Origin of the sequence: Vannielia litorea (genome assembly GCF_900142295.1) — a bacterium.
In the GTDB taxonomy this organism is placed as follows: domain Bacteria; phylum Pseudomonadota; class Alphaproteobacteria; order Rhodobacterales; family Rhodobacteraceae; genus Vannielia; species Vannielia litorea.
Genome location: NZ_FSRL01000001.1, coordinates 2,230,115 through 2,254,576, shown reverse-complemented (window position 1 = coordinate 2,254,576; position 24,462 = coordinate 2,230,115). Strand labels below are relative to the sequence as shown.

At 63.9% G+C, this 24,462-nt stretch carries 24 protein-coding genes and 1 tRNA gene; 19 read left to right on the top strand and 6 right to left on the bottom strand.

Annotated features, from left to right (window positions below; genetic code table 11):
• Nucleotides 1-13 precede the first annotated feature (13 nt).
• Nucleotides 14-2,164, bottom strand: a complete 2,151-nt coding sequence (locus BUR94_RS11000) for a polysaccharide biosynthesis tyrosine autokinase (protein ID WP_074256278.1) — start codon at nt 2,162-2,164, stop codon at nt 14-16.
• Nucleotides 2,165-2,903: 739 nt separating this feature from the next.
• Between BUR94_RS11000 and BUR94_RS10995 the strand changes: the two genes are divergently transcribed.
• The 6 genes from BUR94_RS10995 (at nt 2,904) to BUR94_RS10970 (ending at nt 10,162) form a co-directional block, all read left to right on the top strand.
• Nucleotides 2,904-3,422, top strand: a complete 519-nt coding sequence (locus BUR94_RS10995) for a hypothetical protein (protein ID WP_074256277.1) — start codon at nt 2,904-2,906, stop codon at nt 3,420-3,422.
• Nucleotides 3,423-3,732: 310 nt separating this feature from the next.
• Nucleotides 3,733-4,413, top strand: a complete 681-nt coding sequence (locus BUR94_RS10990) for a sugar transferase (RefSeq protein WP_245794436.1) — start codon at nt 3,733-3,735, stop codon at nt 4,411-4,413.
• A gap of 54 nt (nt 4,414-4,467) precedes the next feature.
• Complete coding sequence (locus BUR94_RS10985; RefSeq protein ID WP_074256275.1) at nt 4,468-5,889, top strand: mannose-1-phosphate guanylyltransferase/mannose-6-phosphate isomerase; 1,422 nt, start codon at nt 4,468-4,470, stop codon at nt 5,887-5,889.
• Nucleotides 5,890-5,946: 57 nt separating this feature from the next.
• A complete protein-coding gene (locus BUR94_RS10980) occupies nt 5,947-8,067 on the top strand; it encodes a YjbH domain-containing protein (RefSeq protein WP_245794434.1) in 2,121 nt (706 codons plus the stop codon).
• Nucleotides 8,064-8,777 (top strand): YjbF family lipoprotein, encoded by a 714-nt coding sequence (locus BUR94_RS10975; RefSeq protein ID WP_074256273.1) that lies wholly within the window; start codon nt 8,064-8,066, stop codon nt 8,775-8,777. Before BUR94_RS10980 ends, BUR94_RS10975 begins: the two co-directional genes overlap by 4 nt.
• A 23-nt stretch (nt 8,778-8,800) precedes the next feature.
• Nucleotides 8,801-10,162 (top strand): polysaccharide biosynthesis/export family protein, encoded by a 1,362-nt coding sequence (locus tag BUR94_RS10970; RefSeq protein ID WP_084193003.1) that lies wholly within the window; start codon nt 8,801-8,803, stop codon nt 10,160-10,162.
• A gap of 43 nt (nt 10,163-10,205) precedes the next feature.
• Here BUR94_RS10970 and BUR94_RS20695 read toward each other — a convergent pair.
• A tRNA-Tyr gene (locus tag BUR94_RS20695) sits at nt 10,206-10,289 on the bottom strand.
• A 75-nt stretch (nt 10,290-10,364) separates the two neighbouring features.
• Between BUR94_RS20695 and rlmB the strand changes: the two genes are divergently transcribed.
• From rlmB to BUR94_RS10940, 6 genes are all read left to right on the top strand, one after another.
• Complete coding sequence (gene rlmB, locus BUR94_RS10965; protein WP_139301270.1) at nt 10,365-11,189, top strand: 23S rRNA (guanosine(2251)-2'-O)-methyltransferase RlmB; 825 nt, start codon at nt 10,365-10,367, stop codon at nt 11,187-11,189.
• A gap of 76 nt (nt 11,190-11,265) precedes the next feature.
• A complete protein-coding gene (locus BUR94_RS10960) occupies nt 11,266-11,709 on the top strand; it encodes a YHS domain-containing (seleno)protein (protein ID WP_084193002.1) in 444 nt (147 codons plus the stop codon).
• 230 nt (nt 11,710-11,939) lie between these two features.
• On the top strand, nt 11,940-12,407 hold the full coding sequence (locus tag BUR94_RS10955) for a CoA-binding protein (protein ID WP_074256271.1): 468 nt from the start codon (nt 11,940-11,942) through the stop codon (nt 12,405-12,407).
• A gap of 52 nt (nt 12,408-12,459) precedes the next feature.
• Nucleotides 12,460-12,843, top strand: coding sequence for an NADH:ubiquinone oxidoreductase subunit NDUFA12 (locus BUR94_RS10950; RefSeq protein ID WP_074256270.1), 384 nt, complete (start codon nt 12,460-12,462; stop codon nt 12,841-12,843).
• A gap of 16 nt (nt 12,844-12,859) precedes the next feature.
• On the top strand, nt 12,860-13,309 hold the full coding sequence (gene mlaD, locus BUR94_RS10945) for an outer membrane lipid asymmetry maintenance protein MlaD (protein ID WP_074256269.1): 450 nt from the start codon (nt 12,860-12,862) through the stop codon (nt 13,307-13,309).
• Nucleotides 13,306-13,665, top strand: a complete 360-nt coding sequence (locus BUR94_RS10940; RefSeq protein WP_139301269.1) for a DUF2155 domain-containing protein — start codon at nt 13,306-13,308, stop codon at nt 13,663-13,665. The genes mlaD and BUR94_RS10940 overlap by 4 nt, the downstream gene beginning before the upstream one ends.
• Here the strand turns inward: BUR94_RS10940 and aat are convergent.
• Genes aat through accB form a run of 3 tightly spaced genes read right to left on the bottom strand, consistent with a single transcriptional unit; the run spans nt 13,629 to nt 16,137 of the window.
• Nucleotides 13,629-14,267, bottom strand: a complete 639-nt coding sequence (gene aat / locus BUR94_RS10935; RefSeq protein WP_074256268.1) for a leucyl/phenylalanyl-tRNA--protein transferase — start codon at nt 14,265-14,267, stop codon at nt 13,629-13,631. The genes BUR94_RS10940 and aat overlap by 37 nt on opposite strands.
• 15 nt (nt 14,268-14,282) lie before the next feature.
• Nucleotides 14,283-15,632 (bottom strand): acetyl-CoA carboxylase biotin carboxylase subunit, encoded by a 1,350-nt coding sequence (accC, locus tag BUR94_RS10930; protein WP_074256267.1) that lies wholly within the window; start codon nt 15,630-15,632, stop codon nt 14,283-14,285.
• 10 nt (nt 15,633-15,642) lie between these two features.
• Nucleotides 15,643-16,137, bottom strand: coding sequence for an acetyl-CoA carboxylase biotin carboxyl carrier protein (accB, locus tag BUR94_RS10925; RefSeq protein ID WP_074256266.1), 495 nt, complete (start codon nt 16,135-16,137; stop codon nt 15,643-15,645).
• Nucleotides 16,138-16,333: 196 nt separating this feature from the next.
• Here accB and BUR94_RS10920 point away from each other — a divergent pair, with 196 nt between their 5' ends.
• Together BUR94_RS10920 and preA are read left to right on the top strand one after the other, a co-directional pair.
• Complete coding sequence (locus BUR94_RS10920; RefSeq protein WP_074256265.1) at nt 16,334-17,671, top strand: NAD(P)-dependent oxidoreductase; 1,338 nt, start codon at nt 16,334-16,336, stop codon at nt 17,669-17,671.
• Between the two features lie 3 nt (nt 17,672-17,674).
• Entirely contained in the window at nt 17,675-18,979 is a 1,305-nt protein-coding gene (gene preA / locus BUR94_RS10915) for an NAD-dependent dihydropyrimidine dehydrogenase subunit PreA (RefSeq protein WP_074256264.1), read from the top strand.
• Nucleotides 18,980-18,982: 3 nt separating this feature from the next.
• On the opposite strand, the gene BUR94_RS10910 is transcribed toward preA, so the two are convergent.
• A complete protein-coding gene (locus tag BUR94_RS10910) occupies nt 18,983-19,606 on the bottom strand; it encodes a TetR family transcriptional regulator C-terminal domain-containing protein (protein WP_074257685.1) in 624 nt (207 codons plus the stop codon).
• A gap of 235 nt (nt 19,607-19,841) precedes the next feature.
• On the opposite strand from BUR94_RS10910, the gene BUR94_RS10905 reads away from it, so the two are divergent.
• Genes BUR94_RS10905 through BUR94_RS10885 form a run of 5 tightly spaced genes read left to right on the top strand, consistent with a single transcriptional unit; the run spans nt 19,842 to nt 24,394 of the window.
• The gene (locus tag BUR94_RS10905; protein ID WP_074256263.1) at nt 19,842-21,092 is read left to right on the top strand and encodes a Zn-dependent hydrolase; all 1,251 of its coding nucleotides are present in this window, start codon (nt 19,842-19,844) and stop codon (nt 21,090-21,092) included.
• Nucleotides 21,089-21,346, top strand: a complete 258-nt coding sequence (locus tag BUR94_RS10900; RefSeq protein WP_074256262.1) for a hypothetical protein — start codon at nt 21,089-21,091, stop codon at nt 21,344-21,346. The genes BUR94_RS10905 and BUR94_RS10900 overlap by 4 nt, the downstream gene beginning before the upstream one ends.
• 9 nt (nt 21,347-21,355) lie before the next feature.
• Nucleotides 21,356-22,102, top strand: coding sequence for an endo alpha-1,4 polygalactosaminidase (locus BUR94_RS10895; protein WP_074256261.1), 747 nt, complete (start codon nt 21,356-21,358; stop codon nt 22,100-22,102).
• Between the two features lie 16 nt (nt 22,103-22,118).
• On the top strand, nt 22,119-23,573 hold the full coding sequence (hydA, locus tag BUR94_RS10890) for a dihydropyrimidinase (protein WP_074256260.1): 1,455 nt from the start codon (nt 22,119-22,121) through the stop codon (nt 23,571-23,573).
• Between the two features lie 38 nt (nt 23,574-23,611).
• On the top strand, nt 23,612-24,394 hold the full coding sequence (locus BUR94_RS10885) for an ABC transporter ATP-binding protein (protein ID WP_217694048.1): 783 nt from the start codon (nt 23,612-23,614) through the stop codon (nt 24,392-24,394).
• The last annotated feature ends 68 nt before the right edge of the window (nt 24,395-24,462 follow it).

The window sequence follows — 24,462 nt, the reverse complement described above, 5'->3', positions numbered from 1 at the left end:
CGTGCTCTAGGCCTCAGTTCACGTAGTACTTGGAGCCGTGGACACCATAGGCACCATACTTGCCGCCATAACCATAACGCTTCATCCCGCCGGGGTTGATTTGCGACAGGACGAGCCCGGTGATCTGTTGATCTCCCTGTCGGAGCAGGCGCAGCGCCTCCTGCACCTGGTCGCGCGAGGTGCTGTCCCACTTGACCGTGAAGAGCACGGCGTCGGCCTCCTGCGAGATGATCCGTGCATCCGGAACGACGAGCACAGGCGGCGTGTCGACAATGATGACATCGAAATCGTTGCGGAGATCGGCGATGAGAGCCTGAAACCTGTCTGACGAAAAGAGATCGGCCGCGTTGACCTGGGTCTTCTCGCCGATGAGCACATGGAAGCCGTACTCGGGGACAGGGCGGATCACATCCTCCTTCTCCACCGCGCCGCTGATCACCGAGGCAAGGCCCTCCGCAGGTAACTCGTCGAAATAGGCGTTGAGCGTCCGGCGGCGTATGTCGCCTTCGATCAGCAGCACCTTCTTGCCCATCCCCACGAAGTTGTGGGCCAGTGCGATCGAGTTGGTGGTCTTGCCCTCGCCCGGCAGCGCAGAGGTGGACAGGATGACCTTCGGGGGTGTGTCCACGTTCGAGAGCATGACCGAGGTACGCAGGTTGCGAAACGCCTCTGCGGTGGCCGAACTGGTCTTGGTGCGTAGATACTCCAGCACCTTGCGGCGACTGCGCACGGGGATACGCGGGATCTGTCCGAGTACGGCGTGTCCCGTGGCGGCCTCAAGGGCATCGGGCGTTCTGAAGCTCCGGTTCCGACCCTCCCGCAGCAAGACGATCGCTGCGCCGGCCATCAGCCCGAGGAGTGCCGCCATGGCCAGGACCAGGGATTTGCGCGGGGTGGTAGGGCGCTGCGGCAGCACCGCACTCGAAAGCACCCGGCTGTCGGCCTGCTGGATGCCCTGTTGGGCTGCGGTTTCTTTCAGGCGACCGAGGAAGTACTCGTAGAGCGACCGGCTTGCCTCGGCTTCGCGCGCCAGTTGTTGCAGTGCGATCAGATCATCGCCTTGTGCGTCGATCCGCGCCCGCAACTCCGTTTCGGAGCTCCGCAAGGCCGCGAGCTGCAGCGTGGTCCGCTCCACCTCGAGCCGCGCTCTTTCGGTGACCTGCGCGAAGCGGGTGTCGAAGGCTTGGGCGACCGCGGTGTCGCTCTCCGTGCGCGGCAGGAGGCGTTGAAGCTGGGAATCGCCGGAGGCCGTTGCCCGTTGCTGCCGCGTGCGCGCGTCGGCGAGCGCGGCTTCCAGATCGGACTGCGCTGCAAGTGCCTCCGAGGTCGTTGCGATCCGATCGCGGAGTTCCTTCAACTGCCGCTCCAACCCCTGGAGGGCTTCGGGCGATACCAGTTCGGTCTCGGTGCTGAATGCGGCGAGTTTTGCTTCGGCGGCTTCGAGCTCGATCCGCAATTCGGCGACGCGCTCGGTCAACCATGCAGTCGCCTGCTGGGTCGCCTCGAATTTGACGTCGAGCTGGTTGAGGATATACAGCTCGGCAACCGCATCAGCGATCTCGGCAGCGGTTGCGGGGCTTTCCGACGTTGCCTGGATCCGAAAGACCAGGCTGTTCGGGATGTTGGTGATCGAAACCCTCTCGAGCAGCGCATCCACCGTCATGTTGCGCCTCAAGGCGGCCTGTTGCTCCTCTGTCCGAGCGACCCAGTCGCGTGAACCCATCAGGACGTCACGCAGGTGAGCTTTGAGGCTCTCGAGCCGACCCGGGGCTTGCAGCGAGGCGTTGAACTCGGGGTCATTCATCAGGTCGAGCCTGTCCACGACCTTGCCCGCCAGGCTTCGGGAGCGCATGACCTCGATCTCGGAGTTGATCGTCACGCTGTCTGCCGAGAGGCCGCTCACCACGCTCTCCAGGTCCACGACGCTCTGTTCCTGCGTCTCGAGTTTGACCACAGAGGTTGCCGTGTAGATGGGCACGGCGACAGCATAGGCGTAGTAGCCACCAGACAGGATGGCGAGCGACGTGACGGCGCCGATGATCCACTTTCCCCGCCAGAGCGTTGCCAGCAGCGCTCCGAGGTCGATAATGTCGGCATCGGACGAGCGAATTGTGGCTCTCTCGTCCACGGCGTTGCTGCGCGAAAAACCGGTCACTTGTTGCATGCGGTCAATTTCCCAAAGAATCCGGGTTCCGACGACGATAGCTTGGCTGACGACATGTGCAGCATTTCCTGAACCGACACATCAACCGGTCTGGTGATTGGAGCATGAGAGGGCTGTTGTCGAGCCATTGTGGTGAAACCTGCCTATTCACTGGTCATCTCCGCGATTTGTTGCCGTTCGGAACCTGTGGCGGCAAAAATGCCTTCTTGTGCTGGAGGTGATATGCTACGTCTTGCGCAACCTGAGGGAGTAAACGATGAAACTTCAAGTAACGATTGTCACACTCACCCTCGCCATGCTGGGCGGCCCGGCTTCTGCTCAGTCCGGCACCGCGGTGAACTGTACGGACCCAGCAAACGCTGCCGCTCCTGAGTGTTCAGGCAGCAACCTCCCCGTACCCCGTCTTGCGACCAATGCGGCGCCACTCCTGATTGTACCGCTTGCACTGGCCGGCCTGGCCGGAGCGGGGGGCGGCGGTGGCGGCACACCGAGCACCAACGGCACAACCAGCACTGTCTCGACGGGTAACTGAGAGGCTCTGTTGCCAATTGCGAGGCAAAGAAAGCTGCCTTCTTTTGGCGGCTGTCTATTCGATCTTGTTTTAGTAAATTGCTCCTGAAGGTATCATCCCACATCAACCCCGCCTTAATTGCCTTGTGGTCTTCTTGACCCTGCAAAGGGTGGCCGTCGTTAGCCTCGAGTTATCGGGCTGACCACGGCGAAAACAAGGTGGTGTTACATGAAGAACAAGTTTGTGCCCGGCCTTCGGCCGGCGGTGTTGGCTGTGCGCCGATTTCTCGGAACCGCATCCGTATTCCTGTACTCATTTCTGCTCATGGGCACCTGGACGGTTGCACAGGCGCAATCTGCCGGCGTGATTGTTGTCGGAAATGATCGTGGGGGATTCATTCGGGCGCGGCTGAACGAGCTTCATGAGATTCGAGAACGGGGACAGAGAGTAGAGATTCGCGGCAAGGTCTGTTTTTCGACCTGCACCATGTATCTTGGTCTGGATGATGTCTGCGTCTCTCCCGACACGACCTTCGGGTTCCATGGTCCTGCGATGGCGATCGGGCGGCTTACCCCTGCCCAGTTCGACTATACATCGCGGGTGATCGCAAGCCACTACCCCCCTCCTGTCGCCGCCTGGTACCTTGAGGACGGGCGCAACCGGATCAGCGGACTCTACCGCATGAAGGGCGAGAACCTGATTCGCCTTGGGGTGGCGCAGTGCGATGTGATGAACAACTCACGATAGGCAATGCCGTCGATGGCATTTTAGTCGGGCGAACCCCTTCCGGGCTTCGCCCTTTTCCTTGTCGTCGAGGCGAATCCGCCAAATCAAGCGCTGAAGGACATGATTCTCGAGCGGATTTGTTAACACTTTCCAGCGTCAGTCGCGGGTTTCGGCCCAAGCGGAATAATTCATCATAATGTGATGGAAACATGATCATTCATCGTTTACCGAAGTTCTTGCTTCGGGTGCATGCGTGTTTCGCTCTGCCATGCGTCTCCGGGCAGGTAGGCTGGATACGGTACCGAATGCGACGTGCCTCGGGGGAACGATGATGAAAGTTGCGAAGTTGTCGAATCCGAATCCGGTGGGTGTGTCGCCCCCCGGGTTTGTGCGTGGGCGCAAGACATATCGCCGGGTGGGCAAGCGGACGTTGGACATCCTGCTCGCCCTGTTGCTGCTTCCGTTGATTTCGCCGGTCCTCTTGGTGCTTTGCGCAATCGCAAGGCGCGACGGCGGTCCGAGCCTCTATGGCCATGAACGGGTTGGACAGAACGGCCGCAGATTTCAGTGTTGGAAGATCCGGTCTATGGTCATCGACTCCGAGCGGCGCCTGGTCGAGTATCTCGACGCAAACCCCGAGGCGGCGGCTGAATGGCATCGGGATTTCAAACTTCGGAAAGACCCGCGTATCACGGCCTTCGGACATTTCATCCGGAAGACCAGCCTCGATGAACTGCCCCAGATCTGGAATGTGCTGCGTGGCGACATGAGCTTTGTCGGGCCCCGACCGATCGTTGCGGAGGAGTTGAAACGCTATGGCAACTTCCGATCGGCCTACCTGGCGCTCCGGCCCGGCATCACCGGCCCATGGCAGGTGATGGGCCGCAACAACATCTGCTATGCTGATCGTGTGCAGCTGGATGTGCAGTACGCGCAATCAATGGGCCTGTGGTCCGACCTTTGGTTGATTGCCCGCACCGCCGGGGTGGTCTTGCGCAGCACCGGGCAGTAACCGTGCCCTACGTGGCAGATCGTGGCTACGCATCATCTTACACGGACGAACCGAATGACCATTACTCCTGTGATCTTGTGCGGCGGCTCCGGAACGCGGCTGTGGCCGCTCTCCCGAAAGTCCTATCCCAAGCAGTTTTCGAGCATCCTCGGCGAACGGAGCTTGTTCCAGAGATCCGCTGGTCGGTTGGCGGCGGACGGCTTTGCGGCACCGATCGTGGTCACGGGCTCTGACTTTCGCTTCATCGCGACGGAACAACTCTCTGCCGAAGGCGTGGACCCAGGTGCCATACTGATCGAGCCGGAGGGCCGCAACACGGCCCCGGCCGTATTGGCCGCAACGATTTACGCGTTGCGCGATGACCCGGAAGCGATCCTGCTGGTCGCGCCGTCCGACCACCTCATCCCGGAGCCCGGTGCCTTTCGGGAAGCCGTCGCAGCCGGCCTCGCGGCGGCCGAGGAGGGAAAGCTGGTGACGTTCGGCATAGCGCCAACCCACCCCGAAACGGCCTATGGCTACCTGGAGCTGGAGCAGCCTCCGCAGGGCGAGCAAAGGCCATTTCCGCTGGTTCGGTTCGTCGAGAAACCCGACGTCGCCGCCGCGTCGCAGATGCTCGAACAGGGGACGTTTCTCTGGAACGCGGGGATCTTTCTCTTCCGGGCCAAGGATATGCTGGACGCCTTTGCGCAGCACGCATCCGGGCTTCTCGAGCCGGTCAGGGCGGCCGTCGAGCAGGCGCGGCCCGACCTCGGGTTCCTCCGTCTTGCTGCGGAGCCCTGGTCGAGCGCGGAGGATATCTCCGTCGACTACGCGGTGATGGAACATGCCTCCAACCTTGTTGTGGTGCCCTATCCGGGCCGGTGGTCGGACCTCGGTGGCTGGGATGCCGTCTGGCGCGAGACCGAGGGTGATGCACGTGGCGTTGCTACCTCCGGTGGAGCTACCGCGATCGACTGCGACGACACTCTGTTGCGGTCTGACAGCGATAGTCTCGAGATCGTCGGCATCGGCCTGAAGAACGTGATTGCCGTGGCGATGAATGACGCGGTCCTCGTGGCCGATTCCTCCCGTGCGCAGGATGTCAAACTTGCCGTCTCCGCACTGAAGCAGAAACAGGCTCCCCAGGCCGTCCAGTTCCCCAAGGATCACCGGCCCTGGGGCTGGTTCGAAAGCCTGGCTGTGGGCGAGCGCTTTCAAGTGAAGCGCATTCACGTCAAGCCGGGCGCGGCGCTCTCGCTTCAGAGCCACGTACATCGGTCCGAGCACTGGATCGTGGTCGAGGGGACAGCCCGTGTGACGGTGGACGACGAAGTGCGTCTCGTGACGGAGAACGAGTCTGTCTACGTTCCGCTCGGGTCGAGGCATCGGCTTGAGAACCCGGGCAAGGTGCCGATGGTGCTGATCGAGGTGCAGACAGGTCGTTACGTGGGTGAGGATGACATCGTGAGGTACGAGGATGTCTATTCACGGCCCTGATGCGGCCACGAAAGAGCAGCGTGCCAAGGCGGGCAGGGTGCATCTGCGGGCGCGGTCATGAACCGCAGGGCAGCATCGTTTCGGCGCAGATTTGGCAGTCTCGCCCTGCTGGTTCTGGCGCTCGCCATGGCCGGCCCTGCGACCGCGCAGAACCTGTCGTTCTACGGCACCCCCGGGTTGGTGGACATGCCGACGGCGGAACCGCTCCCTGATGGCACCTTCGCCCTGACGTCTGCCAACTACGGCCCGATCTGGCGCAACTCTCTGACCTTCCAGATCACGCCCCGCATCTCGGGCTCCTTCCGTTATTCCAACCTCGGCTCGCTCTTTCGACCGAACTCCGATTACTACGACCGCAGCTTCGACCTCACCATCCTGCTGCGCGAAGAAGACGATGTGTGGCCCGCGATATCTCTGGGCCTGCGCGATTTTGGCGGGACCGGGCTTCAGGGGGGCGAATTTGTCGTTGCCTCGAAATATGTGACACCCCGTCTGCAACTGACCGCAGGCATCGGCTGGGGCCGTTTTGCCGGGCGCGGAGGGTTCGAGAACCCCCTGGGTGTGATCAACGACGCCTTCGAAACCCGGCCTGAGCGAAGCACAAGAACCGGGGAGATCGGCTTCGATCACTGGTTTCGCGGAGATGCGGCGGTGTTCGGGGGCTTCAAGTGGCATGCCACCGATCGGCTCACCCTGATGGCCGAATACTCGAGCGACACCTATCCGCGCGAGAGCGAGATGGCGATCGACCCTCAGTCCTCGCCCTACAATTTTGGTCTGTCCTACAGGTTTCGCAACGGTGTCGATCTTGGGGCCTATTACCTCTACGGCAACGAGGTCGGCCTTCGGCTATCCTACCTGATCGACCCGGCGCGCCCGCGCGTACCTGCGGGCCAGGAGAGCGCACCACCGACCTTGTTGCCGCGGTCGACCGTGGCCGGGCAGAGCTGGAACCTCGGCGGCACGGATGAAGTGGGCCAGCGCGCGGCACATGCTCTCGATCAGCGTTTGGGCGAACAGGGTCTCAGGCTTGTGAGGCATGATGTGCGCGGACATGAGGCCTCGGCAGAGATCGAGAACCTCCGCTTCGGCGCCACCGCACAGGCCGCGGGACGCGCCGCGCGCGTGATGGCCAACACGCTGGATCCATCGGTCCGGGTCTTCGAGGTCACGCTGGCCGAAAAGGGCATGCGGCTGACCCGCATCCGGGTGGAACGGGCCGATCTCGAAGAGCAGGAACATGCGCTCGAGGGCGAGTGGCACATGCTCGCACGCGCCGATATCGCCGACGCATTTCAGGCGGGCGGCAGCAGGTCGCGCGTGGCGGTGACCTATCCGCACTTGTCCTGGGGGCTCTCGCCCTACGCCTCCTTTTCCCTCTTCGATCCGGATGACCCCTTGCGCTACGAAGTGGGTGTACAGGCGAATGCCGCCTGGGAGCCGCGGCCCGGCCTTATCCTCTCGGGGCAGATCCGAAAGCCGCTCCACAGCACCATCGACGATGCGACACGTCGCTCCTTCAGCGTTCTGCCACATGTTCGGTCGGATGCTGTGCTTTATGCCGTCGAGTCGGATCTGAGGATCACCCACCTGACGGCCGAATATTTCTTCCGGCCACGCGAGGACATGTTCGGCCGCCTCACGGCGGGCTATCTCGAGCCGATGTTCGGCGGGGTCTCGGCGGAGTTGCTCTGGTATCCTCTCAACAGCCGTCTCGCGTTGGGGGCCGAGGTCAACTACGCTGTACAGCGAGACTTTAAGCAGCTCTTCGGCTTTCAGGACTACAGCATATGGACCGGGCATGCCTCGGCCTACTATGACCTCGGGCGCGGGTATCACGGGCAGATCGACTTTGGGCGCTACCTCGCGGGCGACTGGGGAGCCACCTTCACACTGGACCGCCGCTTCAACAACGGCGTAAAGGTCGGCGCCTTTGCAACCTTCACGGACGTCTCCTTCGACGACTTCGGCGAAGGATCCTTCGACAAGGGAATTTTTGTTGAAGTCCCTCTGTCCTGGATCACCGGGCAACCCTCCCGTGCCGTGACCGGGCAGGTCATTCGCCCCATTCAGCGCGACGGGGGCGCTCGGCTCTCGGTTCGCAACCGGCTCTACAACGTTGTGGACCCGTATCGTGGCGGCGAGATCGTCAACAGCTGGGGAAAGTACCTGCGATGATCCGGGGCGGGCGGAAAGAGGTGACGGCGACCTGCGCGGCATCGGTCTGGCGATCCCCGGCGCTGCGCGGCGTTGCGGCTCTGGCCTGCTGCGGCCTCCTGGGATGCGCTTCCGGTTCGGTCGGCGGCGTGGGTGCGCCTCAGCCGAGAGATGTGCGGAGCAAGGCCCAAGGCCGTTACGCTCAGCTCCTGCAGGCCGGTGCGCCGGCGCTCCAGGTGGCGGTCGAAAAGACCGACGCGACGACGATCGTGCTCAGAGAGGTGAGCCGGGGCGGTGTGGACACCTATCTCAGCTCCGACGGGATCGCGTTGAAGTTGCGACGCGGTGTTCTGGTCGGGACCGCCGGCTTGGGCGGCGACATGTCCGGCTCGGATGTATCGGACACACTCGCCCTCCTTGGTGCAGGGCAAACCGGGACGGTGAAGCGGTTTCACACGTTTCTGAACGGCGAGAACAAGGCGATCACCCGAACGTATCTCTGCCTCCTGGGCGAACGTGGGCCGCGCAGCATCCAGGTCGGCACCCGCTCGGGCGCGCTGCGCACCGTGGCCACGACCTTGGTCGCAGAGGAGTGCCGGAGCCTCGATCAGAGTTTCGAGAATCTCTACTGGGTCGCCCGGCCCTCCGGCCAGGTCGTGCAATCCCGCCAGTGGGCGGGCGATTTTGCCGGGATGGTGGTGATGCGTGTGGTGGTCGAAGAGAGCCAGTGAACAAAAGCAGGTCAGGGAAGAATATGCGGCGTTTCGGAATGATCGGATTGTGTGTGGTGCTTGCGGCCTGCGGGACGGCGTACCAGAGCCCCAAGGTGCGCGGTGGCCTCACGGACGGCACTCGGGTGCGTGTGGTTCCGGTAAACGCCGAGACGACACTGCTGGCAAACCGCTCGCAGTATGATCCCAGGACCCTTCCGGCGATCTTTTCGACCGGAGCGGGCGCCGGTGGAGGCCTGCGGAGCTCCGGTGCATTGCCGGATCCCGTCTTCGAGCAGACCTCGCCCCCGTCCAGCCTCGAAACCCGGCTCCCGCCGCAGGCCGACCCCGGGCCCTATGCCATCGGCGTGGGCGATGTGATCCTCCTCGCAACCCCCAAGGCCGGCGGCACGGTGGAGGAGCTATCGGGCCTGCTGGCGGCGCAGAATGCGCGGCAAGGGTATACGGTGCAGGATGACGGGTCGGTGAACATTCCCAGCGTCGGTCGCGTGCGCATCGCGGGCATGACCGTCGAGGAGGCGGAAGCCGAGCTGTTCCAACGCATGGTCCAATCCCAGATAGATCCGACCTTCTCGCTGGAGATCGCCGAGTTCAACTCGCAGAAGGTGTCGGTCGGCGGGGCGGTTTCAAACCCCGCGGTGGCGTCGATCCGGCTGACGCCGCTTTACCTGGATCAGGCCCTCGCCGCGGCCGGTGGAGTGACCGCGAAAGACCTGGACTATGCCTCGATCCGGATCTACCGCGAGGGGGCGCTCTACCAGATCCCGCTGCGCGAATTCTACGCCCGCTCCGGGCTGAAGCGCATTCGGCTGATCGACGGCGACTCTATCTTCGTCGATACCGAATACGAGCTTGACCAGGCCCAGTCCTACTTCGAACAGCAGATCACGTTGGCCGGTTTTCGGAGCCAGCAGCGGCGTGATGCGCTGTCGGAGCTGTCGACGGAAATTGCCATCCGTCGTGACGCGCTGAATGAAGCGCGGCAGAACTACCGGGCACAGGTCGAGTTCGACGCGGTGGATCGAGATTATGTCTACCTGACCGGCGAAGTCGAAAGACAGGCGCGCTTTCCGCTCCCGCTCGGGCGGCAGGCGAGCCTGGCCGACGCGCTCTTCGAGGGGGCCGGGGGCATCCCGCTTGAAACCGGGAACGTGCGGGAGATCTACGTGCTGCGCGCCTCAGACGATCCCCGCGAGTTCGGTGCGGTCACGGCGTGGCACCTCGACGGGCGCAATGCCGCGAACTTCACCCTGGCGGCCAAGTTCGAACTGCGCCCGGATGACGTGATCTTCGTGGCGGAGCAGCCGGTCACGAGGTGGAACCGCGTGGTGCGGCAGATCACGCCGTCGCTCATCACCACGGGCGCGCGCGCCTGGGCGAACTAGGCCGTCATGCCACCGCGCTGTCTTGTCTAAAGGGGAGGGGGAGTGGTGGGCGACCCTGGAATCGAACCAGGCATGGGTCTCCCCGGCGGAGTTACAGTCCGCTGCCGCACCTTGCAGCTCGTCGCCCGACGCCGGAGCGGAATACAAAGCCCGCCCCTGCCCGTCAAGGCGAAAAACCTTGAGATTTCCTTCCCACGCGACCATGGAGGGAAGCGGCAAATGGAAGGGGCATGACGTGGCAAAGAAACCGGCCTGGGTGGTAGACAAGGAACGTGCAAAACGCGCCAGTGCGGCGGAGACGCTTTGGCTCTTCGGGCTGCACGCGGTGCGCGACGCGCTCGCCAACCCGGCACGCGAGAAGCTGCGGCTGGTGCTGACCCGCAATGCCGCCGACCGCCTGGGCGAGCCATGCTGGAAGGCGGCCGGCATCGAGCCCGAAATTGCCGACCCGCGCAAGTTTCCGGTGCCACTCGATCCGGGCTCGGTGCATCAGGGAGCGGCGCTCGAAGTGAAGCCGCTCGATTGGGGCAGCGTGGAAAGCCGGGCCATCGGCGGCGAAGGCTTGCCGCTCGTCGTGCTGCTCGATCGGGTGACCGATCCGCACAACGTAGGGGCCATCCTCCGCTCCGCCGAGGTCTTCGGCGCACGTGCGGTCGTGGGGCCCTCGCGCCACTCTGCGCCCGAGACAGGGGCCCTGGCCAAGACCGCCTCGGGTGCGTTGGAACGCCAGCCTTACCTCCGCGTTCGCAACCTGGCCGACGCGATGGAGGAGCTGCGCGCGGCGGGTTACACCTTGCTTGGGCTTGCAGGAGAGGCCGAGATCACGCTCGAAGCCGCCCTTGCAGAGCTGCCGGGAGGCGCTGCCATTGCCCTCGTGCTCGGGGCCGAGGGCCCCGGACTGAGGGAGCGGACCCGAGAGACCTGCGACAGGTTGGTGCGGATTCCTTTCGCGGGCGAGTTCGGCTCGCTCAACGTGTCGAATGCGGCCGCCGTGTCGCTCTACGCCGCGGCGCGAAAACTTTCATGATTTCACCTTTCCGCGAAGAGGCTGGCCAAGGGCCGGGTGGCCGCTTCATTCTTGTGCGAACCCAAGGAGGATGAAAATGCTGACCCGCCGCCTCTTGCTCGCCACGGCTCTTGCCGCGCTGGCCCTGCCCGTCAGCGCCGACGAGCCGCCGGTTTTCGAGGTCTCGGACCTTGCAATTCAGGGCTACGATCCGGTGGCCTACTTCACGGAAGGCAGGCCGGTGGAAGGCACGAATGCACATCAGGTGATGTGGATGGGCGCGACCTGGCGGTTTGCCAGTGCAGCCAACCGGGAGGCCTTCGAGCGCAATCCGCAGAAGTACGCACCGCAGTATGGCGGATATTGCGCCTACGCGGCATCCCAGGGCTATGTCGCGCCGACTGACCCTGCGGCCTTCACGGTCCATGACGGCAAGCTCTACCTCAACTACTCCCAACGGGTGCGGGGCATCTGGGAGAAGGACATCCGCGGTTTCGTGGCGGCCGCCGATGCGACCTGGCCGAAGCCGCTCGGGAAGTAAGGCAGGGAGGGCCATCTGGTGCCGCCGGAAAATATTGCTCTCCGATCACCTTGCGTTAACCTCGCGTTCACAGGTTTATTACATCCTCTTGGAAAGTGTTTCCACGTGACTACCTCGAAGAGCATGAGCGCTGGTTCGGAACACCAGCGTTTCACTTCACTGTCCCTCGTTCCGCGACTGGCGCTCGGGCCGCACGGCTCGAGCGCCTTTTTCTTCCGAAAGGGGCGCCAGTGAATTATCCAGACAACCTGCTGCGCCGAATCCTGATCGAAACCAAGGTGATTGCCTGCGTCGGCGTGTCGATGAACGAGGTGCGGCCAAGCTACTACGTTGCCCGCTATCTTGCCCTGAAGGGCTTCAGGGTGATTCCGGTCAACCCCGGTCATGCGGGCAAGGTGCTGTTCGGTGAGACCGTCATGCCTGACCTCGCCTCGATCGACGCTTCTGTCGACATGGTCGATATCTTCCGGCGGTCCGAGCATGTGCCGCCCGTGGTGGAGCAGGCGCTTGCGGCCTTTCCCTCGCTCAAGACCGTCTGGATGCAAATCGGCGTCGAGAACGCCGAGGCGGCTGCCATGGCCGAGGCTCGGGCTGTGACCGTCATCCAGAACCTCTGCCCCAAGATGGAGTATCAGCGCCTCTTCGGCGAACTCCGCATGGGCGGGGTCAATACGGGTGTGATTTCCTCGAAACTCTAGACCTTTCCGCGCCACTGATGCATATCAGGCGAGACCAAGAGGAGCCGAGCCGATGGGTATACTGAACACTCTCCTGCGGGCCGTCACATGGTGGAACGGCTCCACTCTGGGCACCCAGCTGTTCACATGGCGCAAGGGCACCAGGGTGGGCGAAGACGAGGCCGGCAACGTGTTTTACCGCAACGCCGATGACAGCAGGCGCTGGGTGATCTTCAACGGCGAAGTCGAGGCCTCGCGGATCAGCCCCGATTGGCACGGCTGGCTGCACAAGACCTTCAAGGAGCCGCCGACCGACCGGCCGCTGCTGCACAAGCCGTGGGAAAAGCCGCATGTCGAGAACATGACCGGCACTGCGATGGCCTATGCGCCCGTCGGCTCCATCCGGCGCGCCCGGCCTGCCGAACGGCAGGATTACGAGGCCTGGAGCCCCGAGTAGGGGCCAGGAGGGGGCAATGTCGGAAAACACGACGGAAGCGATTGTCGGTGCCTGCGTGCTCGCCGCGGCTGCGGGGTTCCTGTGGTATGCGTCGGGCCTGACCGACGGCGGTGGCAGCGGCGGCGGGAGCTATCCGCTGGTTGCCAGCTTCCGGTCGGCCGAGGGCATTTCGGTTGGCACCGATGTGCGGCTCGCCGGTGTCAAGATCGGCTCGGTGCGCGGGCTCGACCTGAACGCCGAGACATTTCGGGCCGAGGCGACCTTTTCGATCTCCGACGGGATCAACCTGCCGGAAGACAGTTCGGCGGCAATCTCCTCCGAGGGGCTGCTGGGCGGAAACTTCATCGAGATCATCCCCGGCGGCTCGCCGTTCAACCTCGAGGCCGGTGGCGAGATCGAGGATACACAGGGCGCCGTCAGCCTGATCGGCTTGTTGTCCAAGTTCGTCTCCGGGGCCGACGAATGAAGACCGTCGTGCAATGCGCGGCACTTGCCTGCCTTCTGGCCGGTGCAGCCCAGGCTCAGGAAGTGCTCCAAGGGCCCGGCGCCATGCTCCGGGGGCTCGACAAGCTCTCCAGCGTGACCTCCGATCTGGAGGTCAGAACGGGTGAGACCGTGCGCTACGGGCACCTCAGGATCACCCTGTCGGACTGTCGCTATCCCGAGGGCACACCGGCGCGGGCCTCGGCCTACGTCGTGATCGAGGACGACAACGCAGAAGCTCCGGCCTTCGCAGGCTGGATGCTGGCCTCCGCCCCGGCGCTGAACGCGCTGGACCACCAGCGTTACGATGTCTGGGTGTTGCGCTGCACCACCGAGTGACCGCTGGGAACCTCGGTCAGGCTCCGGAAATCACAGGTCAGCTTCAGCGCCTCCGAAAGTTGGCGGCGGTACTCTTGCTGGCTGATCTCGATGGCGCCCAGGCTGGCGAGATGAGGGGTGATGAACTGGGTGTCGAACAGCACGAAGCCAGCGCGGCGCAGGTGGTCCACTAGGTACGCCAGCGCCAGCTTCGAAGCGTCACGGCGGCGCGAAAACATGCTTTCGCCGCAGAAGCACCCGCCGATGGCCACGCCGTAGACCCCGCCGACCAGTGCATCGCCTTCCCAGACCTCCAGGGAGTGCGCATGGCCAAGCGCGTGCAGCTTGCGATAGACGGTGTGGATCTCTTTGTTGATCCAGGTTGTATCGCGTGCCGCACAGCCATCCATCACGCCGCCGAAATCCGTGTTGGTTGAAATAGTGAACAGCTCGCGCCGGATTAGCCGCGCCAGCGAGCGGGAGATGTGGAAATTCTCCAGGGGGAAGATCCCGCGCATGCGGGGCTCGACCCAATAGATCTCTTTGGCGTCCGCATCATCGGCCATCGGAAACAGACCGATCCGGTAGGCCCGGAGCAGCAGGTCTGGGGTCAGCCGATCCACCCGGCGTGCCTCGTCTCAGGCTTGCAGATTTGTTTCCAGCCAGCCTTCGAGCCAGTGGATGTCGTAGGCTCCGCTGTGAATATCGGCCTCGTTCAGCAGCGCGCGAAACAGCGGGATGGTCGTGTCCACCCCGTCCACGATCAGCTCGCCGAGGGCCCGGTTCAGCCGAGCGAGGGCTTCGGGGCGGTCCCGACCGTGGACAATCAGCTTGCCGATGAGGCTGTCGTAGTAAGGCGGGATCGAGTAGCCGTCGTAGAGCGCCGAGTCCATCCGCACGCCCAGTCCGCCGGGGGCATGGAACTGGGTGATCTTGCCCGGGCAGGGAGAGAACTTCGGCAGCTTTTCGGCGTTGATCCGCACCTCGATGGCGTGGCCGTTGAGCTTGAGGTCCTCCTGGCTGAACGAGAGCGGCAGGCCGGCGGCCACGCGGATCTGCTCGCGCACGAGATCCTGGCCGAAGACCAGCTCGGTCACCGGATGCTCGACCTGAAGGCGGGTGTTCATCTCGATGAAGTAGAACTCGCCATCCTCGTAGAGAAACTCGATGGTGCCGGCGCCGGCGTAGTTGATCGAGGCCACGGCCTCGGCGCAGGTCTTGCCGATCCTGGCGCGCAGCTCGGGCGTGATCGCCGGGCCGGGAGCCTCCTCGAACACTTTCTGGTGCCGGCGCTGCAGGGAGCAGTCGCGCTCCCCAAGGTGGACCGCATTGCCCTTGCCGTCACCAAACACCTGCACTTCGATGTGCCGGGGCTTGCCGAGATACTTCTCGATATAGACCTCGTCGTTGCCGAAGGCCGACTTGGCCTCGCTGCGCGCGGTGCGGAAGGCGTTCTCGAGGTCCTTGGCAGTTTTTGCGAGCTTCATGCCGCGCCCGCCGCCGCCGGCAGTGGCCTTGACGATGACCGGGTAGCCGATCTCCTCGGCCACGGTCCTGGCGGCCTCCATGTCGGGCACGCCGCCGTCGGAGCCGGGCACGCAGGGCACGCCCAGCTTTTTCATCGTGTCCTTTGCGGTGATCTTGTCACCCATGACGCGAATGTGCTCGGCGGTGGGGCCGATGAAGGTGAGGCCGTGATCCTCGACGATCTGCACGAAGTTGGCGTTCTCGGACAGAAAGCCGTAGCCGGGGTGAATCGCGTTGGCGCCGGAGATCTCGCAGGCCGAAATGATCGCCGGAAAGCTGAGATAGCTCTGGGCCGAGGCGGGCGGGCCGATGCAGATGGCCTCGTCGGCCATCCGCACGTGCATCGCGTCACTGTCGGCGGTGGAATGGACCGCCACCGATGGAATGCCCATCTCGCGGCAGGCACGCACGACCCGCAGGGCGATCTCGCCGCGGTTGGCAATGAGGATTTTGTCGAACATCGCTGGTGCCTTACTGGATGATCATCAGCGGGGCGCCAAACTCCACCGGCGCGCCGTCTTCGACGAGGATGCGCTTGACCGTGCCGCCGCGGGGGGCGGGAATCTGGTTCATGGTCTTCATCGCCTCGACGATGAGCAGGGTCTGTCCCTCTTCGACCGTGTCGCCGACCTTGACGAAGGGCGGGGTTCCGGGTTCGGCCTGCAGGTAGGCGGTGCCGACCATCGGCGACGTCACTGCGCCGGGCGCCTGCGCCGGGTCGTCGGTCTCGCCTGCGACAGGGGCGGGTGCGGCTGCCGCAGCGGCCGGGGCTGCCATCGGTGCGGCGGCTTGGGCAGGGGCAGCATAGGTTACTACCTGCTGTTCCATCCTGCGGCTCACACGCACGTTCAGGCTGTCATCCTGCCCGTAATCGCGCTTCACCTGAAGCTCGGTCAGATCGTTCGTCCGCAGCAACTCTGCCAGCGCCTGAATAAAGGCGACGTCTGCATCGTGGGTCTTACTCATGCCGTCCTCTTTCTGCCTGCGCCGGTTCGTGCCGGGCACAAATTATGGGCAGGCTTATACGCTCCTTGCCACGTAAGTGAAAGCGCAAGCGCTTTGAACCCCCGAATTGTCCGGGGCAAGAAATTTACCGTTTGATAAAAAAAAGACCCTGTGCCAGCCTGACCGTGCAGGGATCATTGCAGCGAGGACAGCCACGATGACCGAGAAGCGCTTTGCCGCGGGTGTGCAGCCCGGGCGCCTTTCAAGCGAAGAGATTGCGCGGAACTTCACCGACATGCACCCGCCGTTGGGCGCGCATGAAGCTGCCGTTGCCGCCGACCGATGCTACTTTTGCCACGACGCGCCCTGCATCACAGCCTGCCCTACGTCGATTGATATTCCGTTGTTCATCCGTCAGATCCAGGGCGGCAAACCGGGGGATGCGGGCAAGACGATCTTCGACCAGAACATCCTGGGCGGCATGTGCGCCCGCGTCTGCCCTACCGAGACGCTCTGCGAGGAAGCCTGCGTGCGCAACGCGGCAGAGAGCGAGCCGGTCGAGATCGGGCGGCTGCAACGTTACGCGACCGACACGGTGATGGCGCGCAACACGCATCCCTTCACACGTGCCGAGGCCACCGGAAAGCGGGTGGCCGTGGTTGGGGCCGGGCCGGCGGGGCTGGCCTGCGCGCACAGGCTGGCCATGCACGGGCATGACGTGACCCTCTACGATGCCCGCAAGAAGCCCGGCGGGCTCAACGAATACGGGATCGCTGCCTACAAGACAGTCGACGGCTTTGCCGCCCGCGAGGTCGACTGGCTGCTCGGTATCGGGGGGATCAGGCTGGAAACCGGGGTGAAGCTCGGCGAGGCCTTCACCATCCGTGAATTGCAGGAGGATTTCGACGCCGTCTTCATCGGTATCGGCCTTGGCGGCGTGAACCGCTCTGGCTTGCCGGGCGAGGCGCTGGAAAATGCCGAGGATGCTGTGGATTTCATTTCCCGCCTGCGGCAGGCCGATGAACCCGAGGCCCTGCCCGTGGGCCGCAGGGTCGTGGTGGTGGGAGGCGGCATGACCGCCGTGGATGCGGCGGTACAGGCAAAGCTGCTGGGAGCCGAGAGCGTTGCGATGGTGTACCGGCGCGGGCGCGAGGCGATGGGGGCGAGCCCCTATGAGCAGGAGCACGCGGCCAAGGCCGGTGTGACGATCGTTGCCAATGCCACGCCCGCGGCCCTTGGCGGCGACAGCAAGGTGAAGAGCATCACCTTCGAGCGCACCGAAACCGGGGCGGATGGCCGGCTTGTCTCGACCGGCGAGGAGATGGTTCTGGAGGCCGACCAGGTGCTTCTGGCCATCGGCCAGCGGCTCGATATCGCCTCGCCGCGCATCGAGATCGAGAACGGCAAGATCAAGGTGACGGGGCCGGGCCGGACAAACCTCGATCGCGTCTGGGCCGGGGGGGATTGCACCCCTGGCGAGGACCTGACCGTGGTGGCCGTTGCCGAGGGGCGCGATGCCGCCGAGGACATGCACAAGATGCTGATGGAGGGATGACCGATGGCTGATCTCACGACAGATTTTCTGGGCATCAAGAGCCCCAACCCGTTCTGGCTGGCCTCCGCGCCGCCGACCGACAAGGAATACAACGTCCGCCGTGCCTTCGAGGCCGGGTGGGGCGGCGTGGTCTGGAAGACCCTGGGCGAGGAGGGGCCGCCGGTGGTCAACGTCAATGGCCCGCGATACGGCGCGATCTGGGGCGCGGACCGGCGTTTGCTGGGGCTCAACAACATCGAGCTCATCACCGACCGCGACCTCTACACGAACCTCGAGGAAATCGCCCGCGTGAAGCGCGACTACCCCGACCGCGCCCTGATCGTGAGCATCATGGTCCCCTGCGAGGAGGAAAGCTGGAAGGCGATCCTGCCGCTGGTCGAAGAGACCGGCGCGGACGGGATCGAGCTGAACTTCGGCTGCCCCCACGGGATGAGCGAGCGGGGCATGGGCTCGGCGGTGGGGCAGGTGCCGGAGTACATCCAGATGGTCACCGAGTGGTGCAAGAAGTATTACTCCAAACCCGTCATCGTGAAGCTGACTCCCAACATCACCGATATCCGCAAGCCGGCGACGGCCGCGGCCAGGGGGGGGGCGGATGCGGTGAGTCTGATCAACACGATCAACTCCATCACCTCGGTCGATCTCGACCTGATGGCCCCGCAGCCCACCATCGACGGCAAGGGCTCTCACGGTGGCTATTGCGGCCCGGCGGTGAAGCCGATCGCCCTCTCCATGGTTTCCGAGATTGCCCGCAACGCCGAAACCCGCGGCTTGCCGATTTCGGGCATCGGCGGGGTCACCACCTGGCGTGACGCGGCGGAGTTCATGGCGCTGGGCTGCGGCAATGTGCAGGTCTGCACGGCGGCCATGACCTATGGGTTCAAGGTGGTTCAGGAGATGTGCTCGGGCCTGTCCAGCTGGATGGACGAGAAGGGCTTCACCTCCACCGCCGATTTTGTCGGCATGGCCGTGCCCAACGTGACCGACTGGCAGTATCTCAACCTGAACTACGTCACGAAAGCGCGGATCAGCCAAGAGGACTGCATCAAATGCGGCCGCTGTTACGCGGCCTGCGAGGATACCTCCCACCAGGCGATATCCATGAGTGCCGACCGGACCTTCGAGGTGATCGACGCGGAGTGCGTGGCCTGCAACCTTTGCGTCAACGTCTGCCCGGTGGAGAACTGCATCACCATGGAGAAGCTGCCGCTCGGGGCGACAGACCCGCGCACGGGCCGCAAGGTGGGTGAGTATGCCAACTGGACGACCCACCCCAACAATCCCGGCGCCGTCAAGGCCGCCGAATAGGGCTCAGGGGAGCAGGGTCCTCCTGAACATCTCCTCCACGTGGCGGGTGGCCTCCGGAAAGGGGTCGCTCGCTTCACCTTCAGGCAGGACCGCGCGCACCTGCACGTCGAAATCGGCGTAGTGCTGGGTGAGGGCCCAAATCGAGAAGATCAGGTGGTAGGGGTGGATCGGCGCGATGCGCCCCTCGGTCGACCATCCGCGGATCACCGCGGCCTTCTCGTCGACCAGCGGCTTGAGGTGGAGCTTGAGAACGCCTTCGAGATTGGGCGCACCTTGCAGCACCTCGTTGGCGAAGAGCCTGCTCTCGCGCGGCATCGCGCGGCTCATCTCGAGCTTGCGATGGACGTAGGTCATCAGCTCTGTCACCGGGTCGCCCTCGGGGTCGATGGCACGCAAGGGGGCAAGCCAGGTGTCGAGCAGGCCACTCAGGAGGGCACGGTGGATCGAGGTCTTGGAGGGAAAGTAGTAGAGCAGATTCGGCTTGGAGAGGCCGGCCGCCGTGGCGATCTGATCGACGGTCGAGCCACGGAAGCCGTTTGCCGAAAAGACCTCCAGCGCCGCATCGAGAATGGCCGCCGTGTTCTTCTGCTGAATGCGCGTTCGCGGTTTCCGGCCGTTTGCACTCACGCTGACACCCTCGCTCCGATACCCGTTCGCAATGCGCCCAAAATCGAGCCGTTCTGCCCGGCGCGCGCTCAAAATTCGCAGGGGTGTTGGAGACGCATCCGCGCATTTCCTTGACCCGTTGCCCAAGAGTGGTAGCGTTCTTCTGACCATTTGGTCAAACAACAAGGTGCCGCGTTCAAGCCGCACCCCGACAGGGAGGGCCCCAGGCCCTCGACGGAAGACCCGAGGAGAGCCCATGGCCGCCCCAGGAGAGAACCTCAGAATCAACGGTGACAGGCTGTGGGACAGCCTCATGGAAATGGCCAGGATCGGCCCCGGCGTGGCGGGCGGCAACAACCGCCAGACCCTGACCGACGAGGACGCCGAAGGGCGCGCGCTGTTTCAGCAGTGGTGCGAGGCCGCGGGCATGACCATGGGCGTTGACGAGATCGGCAACATGTTTGCGCGCCGCGAGGGCACCGACCCCGATGCGCTGCCCGTCTATGTGGGCTCTCACCTCGATACCCAGCCCACGGGCGGCAAGTATGACGGTGTGCTGGGCGTGCTCGGCGGGCTCGAGGTGATCCGCTCGCTGAACGACATGGATATCAAGACGAAGCATCCGATCGTGGTGGTGAACTGGACCAATGAGGAGGGCACCCGATTTGCGCCGGCCATGCTGGCCTCTGGCGTCTTTGCCGGCAAGCACAGTCTCGACTGGGCGCTGGACCGGGTGGATGCCAAGGGCAAGCGCTTTGGCGACGAGCTGGAGCGGATCGGCTGGAAGGGCGAGGAGAAGGTGGGCGCGCGCAAGATGCACGCGCTCTTCGAGCTGCATATCGAGCAGGGGCCGATCCTGGAGGCCGAGGGCAAGGACATTGGCGTGGTCACCCACGGGCAGGGGCTGCGCTGGATCGAATGCACGGTGACCGGCAAGGAAAGCCACACCGGCTCCACGCCCATGCACATGCGCAAGAACGCGGGCCGCGGGCTGGCGCTCGTGACCGAGCTTGTGCATGAAATCGCCATGAAAAATCAGCCCAACGCGGTGGGCGCGATCGGTCATGTCGACGTGTATCCGAACTCGCGTAACATCATCCCCGGCAAGGTGGTGTTTACCGTCGACATGCGCACCCATCTGCTCGACAAGCTGAACGCGATGGTCGACGAATTGATGGAGAGAGCGCCGAAGCTCTGCGAGGAGATCGGCGTGGCGTTCTCTGCCGAGATCGTCGGCCAGTTCGATCCGCCGGCCTTCGACGAGGGCTGCGTGAAAGCCATTCGCGACGCGGCGGATCGGCTGGGCTACAGCCACATGGATATCGTCTCGGGTGCCGGGCATGATGCCTGCTGGATCAATGACCTGTATCCCACGGCCATGGTCATGTGTCCCTGCGTGGATGGGCTCAGCCACAACGAGGCCGAGGAGATCAGCAAGGAATGGGCGACCGCCGGGGCGGATGTGCTGTTTCATGCCGTGGTCGAGACGGCGGGGATCGTGGAATGAGGACGGCGCTGGCGTTCCTGCTTGTGCTGGCGGCCTGCCAGACCACCTCGGGCGGCCTGCCTGCGGGCTATTTTCCGGCCGGGCAGCCAATACCTGAAGAGGTCATGGCCGCCGTTCCGGCGGATGTGCGGCTCGACCAGATCGTGGTGCGGGACGGGTGCTACTACATTTTCCAAGAGGGCGCGATCTACCCGGTCACGACGCAATCCATGCGGGATGCGGGCTTTGACGGGCAGCCCTATTGCATCGGCTAGGGGGAGACGATGGCGAGCACGGCGGCACTGACGGCTCTGGGTATCTTCATCATCGGCGGCGGCGAGCAGGCCTATTGGGACTGGCAGCTCACCCACCCCTATGACCTTGATATCAATGTAAAGGTCCTGGCGCTCGACAAGGATGACCACGACCGGGACACCATCATGGGCCTGCGCGCCCGGGGGGTGAAACCGGTGTGCTACGTGTCGATCGGAAGCTGGGAGGAATACCGCGACGATATCGGCCGCTTCCCCGAGGAGGCGCTGGGCAAGCCGCTCGGGGAGTGGCCGGACGAGCGCTACGTGGACATTCGCAACGCCGAGGTCGGCCGGATCATGAAGGACCGGATCGCGGATTGCGCGGCCCGAGGGTTCATGGCGGTCGAGATGGACAACATGGATGTCTACGACAACGACTCGGGCTTCGACCTCAGCCGCGACGATGCGCTGGGCTACATCCGCGATCTGGCCGGGTTTGCTCGCGCGCAAGGGCTTGAAGTGGCGCAGAAAAACGTGCCGGAGCTGGTGCCGGAACTGGTGGGGGAGATGGATTTCGTCATGGTCGAGGAGTGCTACGTCTACAATTTCTGCGACGCGCTGAAGCCCTATGTCGATGCGGGCAAGGACGTGCTGGCGATCGAATACGATGACGCGGGGCTCGACTGGGAGGCCATCTGCGAAGACAGCAAATCTCGCGGGATCAAGCTGCTCCTGAAGAGTCACGAAATTACGGCAGGTGGCAAGTCCTGCAACTGAAACAGGGAGTTACGACATGAGCACGGTGATCAAGGGGGGCACGGTGGTGACCGCCGACCTGAGCTACGAGGCCGACGTGCTGGTGGAAGGCGGGCAGATCGTGGAGATCGGCAAGGGCCTGAAGGGCGACGAGGTGCTAGACGCCACGGGCTGCTACGTGATGCCGGGCGGGATCGACCCGCACACCCACCTCGAGATGCCCTTCATGGGCACCTATTCGAGCGACGATTTCGAGAGCGGCACCCGGGCGGCGCTGGCCGGCGGCACCACGATGGTGGTGGATTTCGCCCTGCCCAACCCGGGAGAAAGCCTGCTCGACGCGCTGAAGCGATGGGACAACAAGAGCACCCGCGCGACCTGCGATTACTCCTTCCATATGGCCGTCACCTGGTGGGGCGAGCAGGTCTTCAGGGAGATGGAGACGGTCGTGAAAGACCGTGGAATCAACACCTTCAAGCACTTCATGGCCTACAAGGGCGCGCTGATGGTGAACGATGACGAGATGTACTCGTCCTTCCAGCGGCTCGCCGAGCTGGGCGCCACGGCGATGGTGCATGCCGAAAATGGCGACGTGGTTGCCGAGCTGACGGCCAAGCTGCTGGCCGAAGGCAACACCGGGCCCGAGGCGCATGCCTATTCGCGCCCTTCCCAGGTGGAGGGCGAGGCGACCAACCGGGCGATCATGATCGCCGACATGGCGGGCGTGCCGCTCTACGTGGTGCATACCTCCTGCGAAGAGGCGCATGAGGCGATCCGGCGGGCCAAGCAGAATGGCAAGCGGGTCTGGGGTGAGCCGCTGATCCAGCATCTGACACTGGATGAGAGCGAATATTTCAACGCCGACTGGGACCATGCCGCGCGGCGGGTGATGTCGCCGCCGTTCCGCAACAAGAAGCACCAGGACAGCCTCTGGGCCGGGTTGCAAAGCGGCTCGCTCTCCGTGGTGGCGACGGACCATTGCGCCTTTACCACCGAGCAGAAGCGCTATGGCGTGGGCGATTTCTCCAAGATCCCCAACGGCACCGGCGGGCTCGAAGACCGGATGCCGATGCTCTGGACCCACGGGGTGGCGACCGGGCGGCTCACGCCCAACGAGTTCGTAGCGGTGACCTCGACCAACATCGCCAAGATCCTGAACTGCTACCCGAAGAAGGGCGCGATTCTGGTGGGGGCGGATGCCGATATCGTGGTCTGGGACCCGAAGAAGGAAAAGACGATCTCTGCCAGCTCTCAGCAATCCTCCATTGATTACAACGTGTTCGAGGGCCACCACGTGAAGGGCTTGCCCAGGTTCACCCTGACGCGCGGCCATGTGGCGGTGCATGACGGCGAGATCCGCACGCAGGAAGGCCACGGCGCATTTGTAGCACGAGAGCCTAACGCAACCGTTAACAGGGCGCTTTCAACCTGGAAGGAGCTGACCGCGCCGCGCCCCGTGGAGCGCAGCGGCATTCCGGCGACGGGGGTTTGATGGGAGCGGAAGGTGCGGAAAAGGCGAAAGAAATCGGAATGAAGGAAACCGTCATCCGGGCCGAGGATCTGGACCTCACGTTCCAGACGAAGGACGGGCCGGTGCATGCGCTCAAGGGGGTCTCGCTTGAGATCGGGAAGGGCGAGTTTGTCAGTTTCATCGGGCCTTCCGGCTGCGGGAAGACCACCTTTCTGCGCTGCGTCGCCGCCCTGGAGCAGCCCACCGGCGGGCGCCTGAGCGTGAACGGGATGACGCCGGAGGAGGCCCGGAAATCAAGGGCTTACGGATACGTCTTTCAGGCCGCGGGGCTCTATCCCTGGCGGACCATCGCGGGCAACATCAAGCTGCCGCTGGAGATCATGGGGTTCTCCCGCGCGGAGCAGGACGAGCGGGTGCGGAAAGTGCTGCAACTCGTCGATCTCGAAGGATTTGGCGGCAAATACCCCTGGCAGCTCTCGGGGGGCATGCAACAGCGCGCCTCGATTGCCAGGGCGCTCGCCTTCGATGCCGAAATTCTCCTTATGGATGAACCCTTTGGCGCCCTCGACGAGATCGTGCGCGACCATCTGAACGAGCAGCTGCTGGCGCTCTGGGCGCGGACCGGCAAGACCATTGGCTTCGTTACCCATTCGATACCCGAAGCGGTCTATCTATCAACCAAGATTGTCGTCATGTCCCCGCGTCCGGGGCGGATTTCGGACGTGATCGAGAGCCCGCTTCCGGCGGAAAGACCCTTGGAAATCAGGGACTCGCCCGAGTTCATTGAAGTGGCGCAGAGGGTGCGCGAGGGGCTCAGGGCGGGGCATTCCTATGACGATTAACCGACAAATCGGCAACATGCACAACCCATGCACAACCCATGCACAACCCATACGCATGCACACAGCGC

What these genes read in the sequence shown, in the direction of transcription:
- accC (WP_074256267.1), bottom strand. Translation starts at nt 15,632, where the DNA reads ATGTTCGACAAAATCCTCATTGCCAACCGCGGCGAGATCGCCCTGCGG.
- preA (WP_074256264.1), top strand. Translation starts at nt 17,675, where the DNA reads ATGGCTGATCTCACGACAGATTTTCTGGGCATCAAGAGCCCCAACCCG.
- BUR94_RS11000 (WP_074256278.1), bottom strand. Translation starts at nt 2,164, where the DNA reads ATGCAACAAGTGACCGGTTTTTCGCGCAGCAACGCCGTGGACGAGAGA.
- BUR94_RS10950 (WP_074256270.1), top strand. Translation starts at nt 12,460, where the DNA reads ATGGGTATACTGAACACTCTCCTGCGGGCCGTCACATGGTGGAACGGC.
- mlaD (WP_074256269.1), top strand. Translation starts at nt 12,860, where the DNA reads ATGTCGGAAAACACGACGGAAGCGATTGTCGGTGCCTGCGTGCTCGCC.
- BUR94_RS10970 (WP_084193003.1), top strand. Translation starts at nt 8,801, where the DNA reads ATGCGGCGTTTCGGAATGATCGGATTGTGTGTGGTGCTTGCGGCCTGC.
- BUR94_RS10885 (WP_217694048.1), top strand. Translation starts at nt 23,612, where the DNA reads ATGAAGGAAACCGTCATCCGGGCCGAGGATCTGGACCTCACGTTCCAG.
- BUR94_RS10975 (WP_074256273.1), top strand. Translation starts at nt 8,064, where the DNA reads ATGATCCGGGGCGGGCGGAAAGAGGTGACGGCGACCTGCGCGGCATCG.
- BUR94_RS10980 (WP_245794434.1), top strand. Translation starts at nt 5,947, where the DNA reads ATGAACCGCAGGGCAGCATCGTTTCGGCGCAGATTTGGCAGTCTCGCC.
- BUR94_RS10990 (WP_245794436.1), top strand. Translation starts at nt 3,733, where the DNA reads ATGAAAGTTGCGAAGTTGTCGAATCCGAATCCGGTGGGTGTGTCGCCC.
- BUR94_RS10995 (WP_074256277.1), top strand. Translation starts at nt 2,904, where the DNA reads ATGAAGAACAAGTTTGTGCCCGGCCTTCGGCCGGCGGTGTTGGCTGTG.
- hydA (WP_074256260.1), top strand. Translation starts at nt 22,119, where the DNA reads ATGAGCACGGTGATCAAGGGGGGCACGGTGGTGACCGCCGACCTGAGC.
- accB (WP_074256266.1), bottom strand. Translation starts at nt 16,137, where the DNA reads ATGAGTAAGACCCACGATGCAGACGTCGCCTTTATTCAGGCGCTGGCA.
- BUR94_RS10985 (WP_074256275.1), top strand. Translation starts at nt 4,468, where the DNA reads ATGACCATTACTCCTGTGATCTTGTGCGGCGGCTCCGGAACGCGGCTG.
- BUR94_RS10920 (WP_074256265.1), top strand. Translation starts at nt 16,334, where the DNA reads ATGACCGAGAAGCGCTTTGCCGCGGGTGTGCAGCCCGGGCGCCTTTCA.
- BUR94_RS10940 (WP_139301269.1), top strand. Translation starts at nt 13,306, where the DNA reads ATGAAGACCGTCGTGCAATGCGCGGCACTTGCCTGCCTTCTGGCCGGT.
- BUR94_RS10905 (WP_074256263.1), top strand. Translation starts at nt 19,842, where the DNA reads ATGGCCGCCCCAGGAGAGAACCTCAGAATCAACGGTGACAGGCTGTGG.
- BUR94_RS10960 (WP_084193002.1), top strand. Translation starts at nt 11,266, where the DNA reads ATGCTGACCCGCCGCCTCTTGCTCGCCACGGCTCTTGCCGCGCTGGCC.
- BUR94_RS10895 (WP_074256261.1), top strand. Translation starts at nt 21,356, where the DNA reads ATGGCGAGCACGGCGGCACTGACGGCTCTGGGTATCTTCATCATCGGC.
- BUR94_RS10900 (WP_074256262.1), top strand. Translation starts at nt 21,089, where the DNA reads ATGAGGACGGCGCTGGCGTTCCTGCTTGTGCTGGCGGCCTGCCAGACC.
- rlmB (WP_139301270.1), top strand. Translation starts at nt 10,365, where the DNA reads ATGGAGGGAAGCGGCAAATGGAAGGGGCATGACGTGGCAAAGAAACCG.